The following is a 12,552-nucleotide window of genomic DNA, read 5'->3' as shown; positions in this document are numbered from 1 at the left end:
TATTTGAGTCGGGTACAATTTTCATAGCTCCCCTGTAATTATCCTCTAAAAAAATCAAGCAACGCCTGAGTTACTTCATCTGGCACTTCCTCCGCCATAAAATGACCGCATTTCAAACCTTGACCTTGCAACAAACCTTCTATCACTCTTTCTCGCCAGGTTTCCAAAACATCATAAAGTTTTCCCATGATATCAAATCCGTTTAATTCGGTATAAAAAAATGTTTCATCTTCAACCATTACCAAATATTTCTCGATCTCCCCATCTCCCCACATTCCCCTCCTGGGAGGGGTTAGGGGTGGGCAAAATCTCCCCATCCCCCAATCTAATTACACCGATGCTACCGGATTTGATATGACTCCCTTCTCTGCTCTATAAAACTGATACAAAGCGTCATATAACGTGACAACTTGAAGTTTACTTCTTGCTTTCCTGCGGAATGCTACGCAAACAACTGAGGCCGTCGGCGGTTACTCATCCACAGGCATTCACGACCGAGCCGACCGCATCTGTTAAATTTATACTTGCGTTTAAATCCCTATCTATTGACAAGCCACATTCTGGGCAATCATAAGTCCTCAGATGCAAGGGCATATCCTGAACATGACCACAGTTAGAACAAGTCTTTGATGATGGAAAGAATCTATCTACTACTACTACCTCAGAACCGTACCATTGGCACTTGTACTCAAGCTGTCTCCGAAATTCATAAAAACCTTGGTCGGCTATTGATTTAGCTAGCTTATGGTTAGCTAGCATACCGCGAACATTCAAATCTTCTATAACAACACTGCCGTGGTTTTTGGCTAGGTAAGTTGTCAATTTATGAAGTGCGTTTCTACGGATGTTAGCTACCTTTGTGTGTAGCTTGGCTATCTTTAACTGTGCCTTTTTGTAATTAGCAGAACCAATAATTTTATTCCGGTTTCGGTATTGACATCTAGAGAGTTTAGCTTCAAATGTCTGATAAGATCTCACACTGTCAAATACTTTTCCATCACTTAATGTAGCTAAGGTTTTTACACCTAAATCTACACCGATAACATCAGTTTTTTTAGCCGTGGTTATGTCATTAAATTCATAGCTACAACTGAGATACCAATCACCTGCCTGTCTACTAATGGTTATTCTTTTAGTTGTTGCTTCAATTGGTTCGTATGTTTTTACAACACCAATCAAAGGTAATTTATGATTCCATCCATTTAATTCTATTGGTTTTCCACAATTATCTATTGTGTTTGCGTAGCATTCCGAAGGAAAGGAATCATGTTTACCTTTCTTCTTAAATCTTGGATATTTACCCAACCCTTGGAAGAACCTCTTAAATGCTTCACCTAAGTTAATAAAAGCATACTGATAAACTTTAGATGACAAATTTTTCATCCAGGGATAAAGAGGTTTTGTGTGGTTGGTAAAAACCTCTCTAAGCTTACCATAATTGGGCTTATAACCATCTGTGTAAGCAGCATTCCATAAACTTAAACCCCAGTCATAACACCATCTGCTATAACCCGCGTGTTGAGCCATCAGGGTTTTCTGCTTGTTATTCAGTTTGAGCTTGGTTCTGATGGATTTCATGTATGCGTATTGGCAGTATCATGGTATGCTTTTTAACGTATTATATCGTTATTCTTTGATTAAGTCAATGCTCCCCACAATACCAATAACGGACACTGTATTTTCGTGTCAATATCTGCTTCATCATGCTCTAAGTCAATAGAGGCAGCAGCACGGTAGTCTTCACAAGAGGCATGAATACTGGTACAGATCAATTCCCTTGCTGATCTATGATTTGAAACATCGGCAAATTCCTCAATTCTCGTAATAATTCGTCACTGTGCAACGCCGAATCAATAGTTAAAAACACCATAGATTTATCCCTACTAAGTTAGTGCTAAAAGCAACATTAAGAGTTTCCATGGACTTCACTAACCACCAAACTTTACCAGTGGTAGCTCCTTGATAATGATTAAAAAGAATAGAAAATTTTTGTTCTAAATAAGGTTTAGCTTGGTGACAAAATAGTACAATCTTCAAGAACATACCAATCACCATTGTCGCTCCAAGATTATTAATCAGGTCATAAAAAACAAAATGTTTTGGTTGCTCAAGACTCTCAACAACTAGAAAATCTAACATTTTTTTGCAAGTACCTAAAATTAGAGAATCATTGGGTTTTTGAGTATTATTATCAGACCAAGTATTTTGTAATTTATCATATAATTTGCGATTAAATTGACATTTACTATAACCAGGATCGATTGTATCAGTTAAGTATTCATATAGCCCATCTTTAAAAGTACCATAAGAACAAGTAAAATCACAATAAGTTTGAAACTGTTGAGCTTGGTCTCGTAATGTTTGGCGACCATGAACTTTTTTGGTAAAATACTTAACTACTTCATTTAATTCTTCGTCTTTCATTAAAGTAGGATTTTCAATAGAATTGCTTTTCCTGGGCAACCTTTGATAAGTGATATATTTAGACAAATCTATTTCATATTTTTGCTGTTGTCTTCTTCTAATTATTTTAATTTCTTGTTGCTCTTCATCAGTACTCTTATCATTGAAAAAACAATGTTCATATAGATATGGATATCGATCAATTAATTTTTCTAACTTCCGATCTGCAATTTTTGTATTTTCTTGAGTTTCCCTGATAAACATCTTAGCTAAACGTTGTAAGGCAACATATTTTTCAGTCTCAGTAAAACTGCTAATTAAAGTGCGTACACGTTTAGAAGTCCAACAAGAGGGCAGGTTATTTGGTTTTACCTGGAATATACTTACTAATTCTGGAATTGATTTTTGCAGTTGTGGGTTTTGTAACCAACAGTTAATTAATATATAGCAACTTCTATTGAGAATATTATGAAATTCTTCTTCATCAGGATCGGCATGAATAATTGTTTCCATTACCTGCCATATTTCAGGGATAAAATATCCAGAAGCATCAATAAATAGAGCCCTAAAATTACCAATTAACTCTTCGGGGTCTTGTTGACGAGCTAAATCTTGTAAATGCTGATAAAGTCGCTGTTCTTGTTTGGCCGATTTATGATTATTATTAGTTGATAAAGAGTTTAAATTATAATTTAACATTCTTGAAAATCCCCTCTGATAATTAATTATAAGCTAATTTAACTTGCCCTTCAATAAAGTATATTTTTGTAAGAATTGATGATTATATCTGTCTTAGTAGAATAGATATTTCAATAAGAATTAAATTGCAATTTTGAACAGATTTGTTAGACCAATATTTTTGAGATTATGATAGTAAATTTAACTCATATAAAAATATGCTCAATGTCCGTATTTACCTAAAAATATGCGTTATGAATTAGGTTAAATCTGAAATACAGATTAAAGTTTGTAATACTCACTCTAGTTTATAACTTTTGCTTATTACAATCTTAGTCCTATCCATAACTAACCTTTATAAGCTAAATTAAGTATAAAAATTAGATTATACTCTAACTATTAATTTTACTCTGGAATTATTTGAATTTATGTAAAGATTTGATGAAGAATCTAAGAGTTCAGTAGATTTTTTGATGATAAGTTTACTGAAACCCTGTAAATGCAGAAGCTTTTAGTTAAGTGTGAATACGGATAATTCGTAATCAAATAATTACAACCAACACCATTTTTAAGAATAAGTAGTCTGGCAAAAGTACTAATATTGGTCGGTACAGAATTTTCATTTTTAGGAAGTAAATTATAGTTATCTAGTGCTCCCTACTGCCTCAAACAAACGAATTTTGTATCTCACTGTTTATGGGAATTGCTATATAGTATTCAGATTGATACTCCCCAGTCTAAAAATGCGGGGATTCTTGGTTCGCTGACGCAACGCTGCGCGAACACTGACTCAACATCACCTAGCAGGATTTCTCCAACTCAGCCAAAAGGCCAATCTCCCGGTAGGTTCCGGTGTGCCCCACCGTACATAGTGCTTTCTTGAGAATATTTTTGGCAGCGTTCACTTTCTTGCTCACTTGACACTGTAGGTGTTTTAAACACTTACTCATGGGTCTATAAGTTTTTGGATTTTTAAACACCTTACCGTTAGAGCAAACGGCTAATTCCTTAATTCCAATATCGACACCAATTGTAGGTCTTTGTGCTTCAATACTTGGTTTCTCAACTTCATATTTACAGCGCTTTTCATTTAAGTAGACTACAAAATTCTGTTGGTGCGCGGGAGTAGGGAGTATGGAGTAGGGAGTAGGAGAATGCTTTGGCCACTGTAGTCTATCTATTTGAAAACCGCTATAATAGCTATAAACCATTGATCGGCAGTACGAGAAATCACACAATTATGTATTGCTGTTACAGGTAATGGTTTGGCAAGACGCACCCAACCTATTGAAGGTAATGTAAGACGAAGGTTTTTCAATCAACAAAATTGGGATGGTTCAAACTGATAAATATACACCATCCGATACTATTTTGCTAACAATTGTTAACAATGCACAGCAAGATTAACCTGCTGAGGGGGTATCTCCCAATGCGGTTGAAAATTTCTCTACCACGCTTTTGATCAAGATTCCACGCGCTCCGTTTAAGTCGCGATCAAGGCGAAAACCATCGTTACCAGTCACAACTTTTTTGCCACCTAAATTGTTGAGGATTTCACCAGTCCAGCTAACGGTTTTGCTAGTGTAGGCTTCACTTACATCTACAACGACTTTGTTGTATTCAACAGCTTTATGCTTTAAGAAAAGCTCAAACCTATAGTGTGCCCAGTTCAACATTTGTCTCACTGATTTACTTCTGAGTTTTCTGCTTGATTTGGTTGTCATCTGAGAAACTTCAAAAGTTGGCAGCAGAATTACATCAAAGTTTTGAACCAAAAATAAAGCTGTTTTGTGGTGCAACTCATCTATCAAGTTTCTAATTTTTGACCTCATTCGATTAGCTGCTTTTTTCATACGCTGCTTGGTTTTAGATTTAGCTTGAGTCAGCCTAGAAATCAAATCATCTAAGTGATAACAAAGTCTCTGAATTTTGCCAATATCGCCAGAACCTATCCAACCAAAACTATTTTCTGAAAATAGCGTTAAGAAGTTTCTCACTCCAGGGTCTAATGCTACAACCCGGCCTTGATTTTCAGCCGGATGTTTTGGTGCATCAACTGGCAAGCAAAGGTAATATTGTCCTCGAGCAACAACTATTCTGCAATCTCCAAAAGTCTCAGGTAATAGCTCAGAAAATTTGAGTAACCCAAGCTTAGTGTGGTAAATACCTTTTGTTGATACTGCCGATTTAGGTATGTAGCAAGACTGAATAGGATTTTTACGAGATTTGAATTTTACCTGCTGTACCTGTCCTGTTTGAGAATACTTAACTTTTGCTTCTCTGACTGCTATACAAGCATCACGAACAGCAATAGATTTTATCTGGTAAGGAACAGGTTTAGACCACTCAGGTAAATTCTTCAAAATCCCACCCTTGATTGCTTTCCAATTAGCCTTGGTATCAGGTTGCTGAAGGTATTCAACGGTTCGGTTATAGGTAAACCTAGCCACACCTATCCATTGTCTGAGTAGTTGCTTTTGTTCACAATTTAGGTAAATCCGAATCTTCTTTGATTTTTTGTTTGTACTTTCTAAGTCCGTGGACTCTACAGGAGAATATGTGAATGATCGAGAGAACATCGGCGACCATTTCTGATTCTGGACAATATATAGTTTGCCCTTGAACCAGGATTTCCCCACCGTTTTGTTCGACCAAATACTGTATAAGCTCGAATCCAAATCTGGTAAGTCTGTCCCGACAGGTAACAATAATTGTGAGCTGATCGCCTCGCAATAGTCTGTCCAGTATGGCTCTAAGCCCTTTTCGCTTGAAGTTGAGTCCACTGCCAATGTCTTTGATGATTTTGGCCTTTGGGTACTGGCCTTGCAACTCAACAAGTCTATTGAGGTCATCTTTTTGTTTTGCTGATGAGACTCGGCAGTAGCAAATAAGGGAAGCTCTAGTTGCACCCCTGATGTAAGATTGTGCGTTATACAATCTTTGCCCTGCCTCGTTTTTGATGATTTCGATTTTGCCTTCATCTGCATATTTGCGTAATGTATTAGGATGCAAGCCAAGTATTTCTACAGCTTTCTGGGGTGGAACATAACCCATAATCCTATCTTGGCATACATATAGAAGCTTATGTGAATATATGTGAGCAAATAGATAATAGTTAGTCAACCCTTAAATTTAACTTTAGCGTGGCCTTGGTTGACCCCTTTCCATCATTTGCAAAGCATCTGGACTAGGATTAAATCGATAACCCCAAGAAGAGCGATCGCCATCATCCAATATTTGAGGTGTTAGTAGGACAATTGTCTCTGCTCGTTGATTGTCATTTTGGCTGCTGCGGAAGAGGGAACCAATGATGGGTAAATCTCCCAAAATAGGCACTTTATCTATGATTGTTCTTTCTTGCTCTTGAATAATGCCAGAAATAATCAGAGTTTGTCCATCCCGCAGGCGAATTCTACCGGATTCTACCCGACGCCTGGCAATTTCTGTACCAAATTCACTTTGATTATCAGCGTCTGTTGGCACCCTGTTTGAAATAAAGCTTACTTCTGGATTTACTGTTACAGTCACAAAACCATTATCGTCTATTCTCTCTACCTGTATAGCTAGGGTTAAACCTACATCTTCAAACCTAACAGTTCTAGTTTCTCGACTCGTACCTCCATCATCTGTAAAATTACTGTCAATACTTCTGACAATATTTTCTACAAGTCTGACACTAGCTATTTCTCCTTCTTGAACCACTAAAGTTGGATCGGTGAGAATCTTGGCATTACCAGTCCTCACAGTAGCCCTTAATTGACCGAGAAATCGCCTTGGATACAAAATTTGAGGGAATAAGCCAAATTCTGCCTCTCCTAATTCCACATCTATTACCCCATTATCATCAACATCTATTTCTGATGGTTCATAATCTGTAATCCCAACTCTTGTCGGTTCACCTGTGGTGGGAGCTATAGGTCTGAGGAAAGTTCCTCTACCCTGATTAAGGTTAGGGATACCAGTTCCTGGAACTTCAAATGTACGTTGGCTATCAAAGAATGGGTCTCCCAAAATTGGGTTACCAGTGACAGGGCGGGAAAGAGGGTTAGTAGCATTCTGTTGTGTAATACTAGCAGGTTGAAGACTACCAAAGTTTAGAGATGCTGCCCCATTATCGTTAATAAAGAAACTGTCATTAACCCCAAAGGAGAAACTACTATTAAGGTTTTCCTCTGCTGATAAGTTAATATCTATAACCTTTACGTTTACAGCTACTTGCCTTTGTCGCAAATCTAGCTGTACCAATTGGGCTGCAGCAATCTCTACTTGTTGTGGTGGACCTACTAAAGTAACACTATTAAGTCGGCTATCAGTTACTACCTGTAAACCTTTTAACAACGGAGGAGCATCTTGGGGGTCGTAGCGTAGAGGCTGAATAACTGTTCTTTCAATTGTTTCTGTATTTGTAATTGCCTGATTAGTTCCAGGAATATTAACTGTATTTACCTGAGTTACTGGCTGACTTGTCACAACTGCACTTTCAGCTCCCATACTAACTAAAAAACCCGCAGCAGCTTGGGCTGTAACTTGGTTTAAGCGGAAAGAACGGACTACAACATTTCTGGCTTCTGCTGGTAATTCTTGCCCCACAAATACTGTATTCCCTACTCGGTTGGCCTGCAACCCACTTAGACGTAGAACATAGTTAAAAACATCTTGAACAGACTCATTTTCAATATCTAGGGAAATACTAGGTCCAGTTTCTTCTTCCCCACCTGAACTGAAGGCTACATTCAACCCGGCAGCTCTAGCTAGTAAAGCTAAAACATCTCTGACTGGAGCATCTCGCAAAACTAAACGAGGTATTCTTTCTTGTGTGCCTAAATCTATAACTTCTACTGAGGGGTTAATATTGGATATTGCTATGTCACCTACTGGTGGTGCTATTGCTCGTGGTTGAAAAGGAGGAACTTCACTGGGGGATGGTTGTCCTGGTAAGGTGGGGAAACCGTCTCCTGTGAGTTCAGAATCAGGTAATAATACCTTTGATTCTTGGGAGCTGGTGGTTTCTCTTGGAGGTACTACAGTAGGTTCTGGTTGTACAGGTGGGGGGGCAGGTTCAGATGCTTCTGAGGGTGGGGGAAAGCTATTAGGTTTAGGTGTGGATGCCTGAGCTACTTCTCCTGACCCTGCAGCAGCGCTCAGAATAATTCCTCGCCCCCCCCCTTGAATTATTCTTCCTCTGGGAGGGCCTTTTGTTCCTTGGATGACTACCCGCACACTGTTGGCATCTACCTGCATTACTTCTACATATTTTATGCCAGGTGCTGGACTATCTTTCCGAAATTTGTTGCCTTCGGGAATCCTAAGTTGAGCATTAATTATGTCTGCAACGAAAGAGTTATCTCTATTAACTGAGAAAACTTCGGGGCGATCGCCATTGTTTGTCACTAGGACAATGTTCATGCCCCCTTCTGCTGAATTTAACTGGACTTGGGTAATTTGTGTAACTGCAAAAGCTGGTGTCTGGGCGATGATTACCGCAGCTACCCCTCCTAACAGTCCACTACTAAATTGAATTTGCTGTTTCACTGTCCTCACTCCACGCTAGGCCATGATTAGGAAAATGTTGGTTTGACATCTCCAGGGGTTGAAACACCCTGGATTCTGTGTAAAAAAACACCGCAAAAGGGACAAATCCACTTTTACTTCCAGCCTGTCAACAGACTTCTAGACTCCTCGGGGTAGACAAAAATCCACCTGTGAGCTTACTTTCAGAGCAGATTTTTACTTCGGGTTAAAACCCCCGTGTTGTTATTCAACCAGGGGATAAATCCGCCTAGCTAACTCTCTACAGTCGTTTTTTATGTATTTGGCTAGAGTATAGGGCTTTATCCACAGCTTTGGAACTGTCACCTTTCAAATTTTTCTTTTTTCTACTTTTCCCACCCTTCCAAGCACTAACTGTCAAATTTACATAAATATAACTAGATAGGATACCATAGTATTTGGCAAGTTATGTTAGCTTTTCTTTTTTTGCTTTTCTGGTTTGGCAGGTTCTGGTTTAGCCAATGATTCTTGTTTGCTTAAGGCCAACAGAGCGTGCATATCAAAGGATGTTCTGAGTCTACTTTCTGGTTGCCTGACTGGTATAAATCTATTTTGTCTCCATTCAACTTCGATAATCTGATTTCCTTGCTGTAGTTTAGTGTTTAAGTTTTTTACTACCAGTAATGTTTGCATTCTCTCCAAAGCAATCATAAAGGCTCTTGTTTGGGCATAAGTTCCTTCAAATTCTACTTTGAATTCTCGTCGCTTTAATTTACCATTTACCAGTGGTCCTAATGAATTATCGTTAACTATATAGTTGCCATCTTTTGACTCCACTGGTTCAAATTTAATCATTTTGGCTTGTCGGTCTTCATTACTAATTCCTGTATTAATTTGATCGATCAGTTTATTCATATCGTACAGCAGAGTTTTCATGGTTTTTTCACTGGCAAATAAGCTGGTTACGTCTTCTCTTTGTTTCTCAGCTTCTGCCCTTTCTGCTTCTGCTTTTGGTCGTTCTTTTATTTGTTTTTTCTGTTCTTTTATAGTGTTTTTTGCTGTCTCTATTTCTGTTCTTAATGTCGCACTTTTTTCAATTGCTGGTTTGAAATGACTATATCCTAAAAACCCTGCTGCTCCTAATCCGACAACGCCAATAACTGCTCCGATAAATCTGGGGTCTTTGAGTGAGATACCGAATATTTTCGGACTCCCTACTTCTTGTTCTTCTAATTCTGGATTCCATTCATTTGCTACTACCATTTTTAAAATACTCCTTTTTGTGTTAATATTTCTATCCTATCTACTAATCCAATTGCTCCTTGACTTTTTAATTGAGGCAATAATTCTGATGCGCCTAAGGGGCTGAGATTTGTTTCGATTTTATATTCAACTACTTGTGGTAATTCTGGTATATCCGGGGCTAAAGTTGACCTAGATTCTTGTAATTCTAGTCTGGTTGGATTAGGTTTTTTCGCAGCACTAATTAGTTTGGTTTTTTCTCCTTGGAAAAATGGGGAGTTTTGCAGTAGCAATAAAAAGTCATTAATTTGACCATAAGAATCTGCTGTCCCAGAAAATGATATAGTTGCTGTTGGTTTTGGGGGTGCTGCTGCCTGTTCTTTTTTATCCCCTTTTGGAGCTTTTTTACTTGCTGGAGGTGCTGCTGGAGCAACTATTTTTGGTTCTTTTTGTTCTATACTAGCTATTTTGACCCCGTTAGGTATGAGGGTGCCAAATTCTCCCAATAAAGCTGACCATGGTTTAATTTGGTCGAAAACTGTTGCTAAGGCTTTTGCCTCTGCTTTAAATGTCTTAGTTTTTTCTTTGATTGCTTCTATATCTTTAATTTGAGTGTTTAGTTTGCTCAATTCGGCATTTAATTTGTCTAGGTCTGCCTGTAATTTGGTGTTTACTCGATTGAGATAGAACCATCCACCTGCAACTAGACCATTAACTGCTACTGCTACTGCTGCCCCAATCAGAATTGGTCTGGGGTCTTCTAGTGATAGTCCACCACCACTTACTGGTTTGGGAATATCTTTTTTATATTCTGGGCGATCGTTAAGAAAATTTATATCTAAGCCATACATAATTAATTTAAACCTCTCTTAATCCTAAACCTAATACGACTCCTAGACTTGAACGTTGTTCTGGTGGAATTTCTTGTTCTATTTCTAGGGCTAAAGTTTCTATTGGATCGACTTTAGATGCGGGTAAACTTAAACGTTGCATAAAAAAGTCATCTATTTGTCCTATTGCTGCACCCGATCCTGTTAATAATAATTGTGCCACCTCCAAATCTTCAAATTGATTGAGATAGAAATCTATTGAGCGTCGCAGTTCATCCCCTAATTCTGCTAATACTTTTAGTAAGGCATTGGTTCCAGGGTTGGGTTCGTTGCCTGTGACTCCCATTGTATCTAATACTGGAACGGTCATTCCCAGTAGTTCGGTAGTATCTCTGGTCGGAGGTAAGTTCATTGCTTCGTTTAAGGAAGATTGCATTTGATAAGTACCAATGGGAATTGTCCGGTTAAATTGAGGTATTCCATCTACTACGATAGCAAGTTCAGTACTGTCAAATTCTAAATCTGCTATTACTGTTGCTTCTTGGGGTCCATATTGTTGAAGTATATCTTTTACTGTTCGGATTAAGGCAAAGTTACTTACTTCTAAAACGTCTATTGCTAATCCTGCTTGGGTGAATACTTCTATGTAGCTATCTGTTACTTCTTTTCTAGTTGCTACTAAGGCTACTTGTACTTTTTCTAAATCATCATTTGGGTCTACTATTATTCCTAATTTTTGGTAGTCTACATCTGCTTCTTCTCTGGGAAATGGTAAGTATAAACCTGCTTCTTGATTCATATAATCTTGCAATTCTTGGTCGTTTAATTCTGCTGGTACAGGTATTACACGAGTTACTGCTTCTCTGCCTGGAATTGCTGTTGCTACTCTTCTGGTTTTTATATTGTTTTCTTCTATAGCTGACTCTATTAGCTCTGATACTGTAGGGGGATCAACTATTTGACCTTCTAAAAATACATCTTCTGGTACTTCTGCTGTGGCAAGGGTTACTAACTTTAATTGCTCTCCTTGTTTACGGATTTCAGCAATATTAATTCTTTCTGGACCTATCTCTACTCCTATTCCTGGTTGCTTTTTTTTTAACAATTTTTTTAAGTAATTAACCATAGTTCTCCTGATTTTAATTTAATACAAATATGTTTTTCTAAATTTGCCATGACTAGACCTAGAAATTATGGCAGTTTTGAATCAGTTCGCCTCTTGCAGAGGAACTGCGAAATTCTGGTGTATGATGGGGATTTTGATTTACCAAAAATGTACACACTAATTTTTCAAATAAACGTGAGGGTTGGAAATACAATGTTAAAAACTATTGATAAATTGATGATGATAATCTTGGCAATACTATCTATAAGTTAATTAAGTATTAAGGTATAGTTAGTTGTGTTTATTATCAGATTTCTATTAAAATACTCATACTAACTACCAAAAGTCTTAACTATGATTTTTTGTTTTCCAAGAGTTAGTGTTTAGTATTTAATAACTTTTGTTATGCTGATTTTTTCCATTTTCCAAGAATAGCATTAATTTCTGAAAAATGCTTTGAATCAGTTATCAGTAATCGGTAAAAGTGTTTCGGCATTTCAACTGTATCTCCCAATTATGGCCAAGGGAAAACCAAATATAGTTAAAAAAAGTGAGCAGTTATCAGCGATTGGTAAAAGTGGTTCAGTATTGAAACTGTATTTGCCAATTCTGTGCTCAAAGAAGTCCGCGATACTCTTGATTCTAATCTACTCCAAACAATTAATATTAAATCCGTTTAATTAGCAAAAAAATTGTCTATTGGAGTGAGAAACAGTGAACTTATAACTCAATAGTGAAGAGTCAATGATGGACTTGTTAATAGACAATCAATATTTGTCTAATACCAATTTTATCTGAGGCGAC

11 protein-coding genes are annotated in these 12,552 nt (G+C 37.5%); all 11 read right to left on the bottom strand.

Features of this window, described 5'->3' with window-relative positions; all coding sequences use genetic code 11:
- Nucleotides 1-38: 38 nt before the first annotated feature.
- Complete coding sequence (locus tag F6K27_RS02020; RefSeq protein WP_287275334.1) at nucleotides 39-317, bottom strand: alpha/beta fold hydrolase; 279 nt, start codon at nucleotides 315-317, stop codon at nucleotides 39-41.
- A gap of 157 nt (nucleotides 318-474) precedes the next feature.
- The gene (locus tag F6K27_RS02015) at nucleotides 475-1,578 is read right to left on the bottom strand and encodes an RNA-guided endonuclease TnpB family protein (protein ID WP_287275336.1); all 1,104 of its coding nucleotides are present in this window, start codon (nucleotides 1,576-1,578) and stop codon (nucleotides 475-477) included.
- Between the two features lie 59 nt (nucleotides 1,579-1,637).
- On the bottom strand, nucleotides 1,638-1,772 hold the full coding sequence (locus F6K27_RS02010; protein ID WP_287275337.1) for a hypothetical protein: 135 nt from the start codon (nucleotides 1,770-1,772) through the stop codon (nucleotides 1,638-1,640).
- Nucleotides 1,773-1,857: 85 nt separating this feature from the next.
- The gene (locus tag F6K27_RS02005) at nucleotides 1,858-3,102 is read right to left on the bottom strand and encodes a hypothetical protein (protein ID WP_287275338.1); all 1,245 of its coding nucleotides are present in this window, start codon (nucleotides 3,100-3,102) and stop codon (nucleotides 1,858-1,860) included.
- Between the two features lie 779 nt (nucleotides 3,103-3,881).
- Nucleotides 3,882-4,292, bottom strand: coding sequence for a hypothetical protein (locus F6K27_RS02000; RefSeq protein WP_287242252.1), 411 nt, complete (start codon nucleotides 4,290-4,292; stop codon nucleotides 3,882-3,884).
- A 192-nt stretch (nucleotides 4,293-4,484) separates the two neighbouring features.
- Nucleotides 4,485-5,660: a transposase gene (locus F6K27_RS01995; RefSeq protein ID WP_287300827.1), complete on the bottom strand. Its 1,176-nt coding sequence runs from the start codon at nucleotides 5,658-5,660 to the stop codon at nucleotides 4,485-4,487.
- On the bottom strand, nucleotides 5,563-6,135 hold the full coding sequence (locus F6K27_RS01990; protein ID WP_287275341.1) for an IS607 family transposase: 573 nt from the start codon (nucleotides 6,133-6,135) through the stop codon (nucleotides 5,563-5,565). Before F6K27_RS01990 ends, F6K27_RS01995 begins: the two co-directional genes overlap by 98 nt.
- A gap of 84 nt (nucleotides 6,136-6,219) precedes the next feature.
- Nucleotides 6,220-8,613: a type IV pilus secretin family protein gene (locus F6K27_RS01985; protein ID WP_287275343.1), complete on the bottom strand. Its 2,394-nt coding sequence runs from the start codon at nucleotides 8,611-8,613 to the stop codon at nucleotides 6,220-6,222.
- A 429-nt stretch (nucleotides 8,614-9,042) separates the two neighbouring features.
- A complete protein-coding gene (locus tag F6K27_RS01980) occupies nucleotides 9,043-9,834 on the bottom strand; it encodes a pilus assembly protein PilO (protein WP_287275345.1) in 792 nt (263 codons plus the stop codon).
- Nucleotides 9,835-9,836: 2 nt separating this feature from the next.
- Complete coding sequence (locus F6K27_RS01975; RefSeq protein ID WP_287275347.1) at nucleotides 9,837-10,664, bottom strand: PilN domain-containing protein; 828 nt, start codon at nucleotides 10,662-10,664, stop codon at nucleotides 9,837-9,839.
- Nucleotides 10,665-10,671: 7 nt separating this feature from the next.
- Nucleotides 10,672-11,769: a type IV pilus assembly protein PilM gene (gene pilM / locus F6K27_RS01970; protein ID WP_287275349.1), complete on the bottom strand. Its 1,098-nt coding sequence runs from the start codon at nucleotides 11,767-11,769 to the stop codon at nucleotides 10,672-10,674.
- Nucleotides 11,770-12,552 lie beyond the last annotated feature (783 nt).

This window comes from Okeania sp. SIO2F5 (genome assembly GCF_010692685.1).
Taxonomy (GTDB): Bacteria; Cyanobacteriota; Cyanobacteriia; order Cyanobacteriales; family Microcoleaceae; genus Okeania; species Okeania hirsuta.
Note: the sequence above shows the minus strand (reverse complement) of the source record. Positions and strands in the feature narration are given on the sequence as shown.

Coding starts and splice junctions, on each gene's coding strand:
- F6K27_RS02020 (WP_287275334.1), bottom strand. CDS start 317: ATGGGGAGATTTTGCCCACCCCTAACCCCTCCCAGGAGGGGAATGTGG.
- F6K27_RS01995 (WP_287300827.1), bottom strand. CDS start 5,660: ATGTTCTCTCGATCATTCACATATTCTCCTGTAGAGTCCACGGACTTA.
- F6K27_RS01975 (WP_287275347.1), bottom strand. CDS start 10,664: ATGTATGGCTTAGATATAAATTTTCTTAACGATCGCCCAGAATATAAA.
- F6K27_RS01990 (WP_287275341.1), bottom strand. CDS start 6,135: ATGGGTTATGTTCCACCCCAGAAAGCTGTAGAAATACTTGGCTTGCAT.
- F6K27_RS01980 (WP_287275345.1), bottom strand. CDS start 9,834: ATGGTAGTAGCAAATGAATGGAATCCAGAATTAGAAGAACAAGAAGTA.
- F6K27_RS02015 (WP_287275336.1), bottom strand. CDS start 1,578: ATGAAATCCATCAGAACCAAGCTCAAACTGAATAACAAGCAGAAAACC.
- pilM (WP_287275349.1), bottom strand. CDS start 11,769: ATGGTTAATTACTTAAAAAAATTGTTAAAAAAAAAGCAACCAGGAATA.
- F6K27_RS02000 (WP_287242252.1), bottom strand. CDS start 4,292: ATGGTTTATAGCTATTATAGCGGTTTTCAAATAGATAGACTACAGTGG.
- F6K27_RS02005 (WP_287275338.1), bottom strand. CDS start 3,102: ATGTTAAATTATAATTTAAACTCTTTATCAACTAATAATAATCATAAA.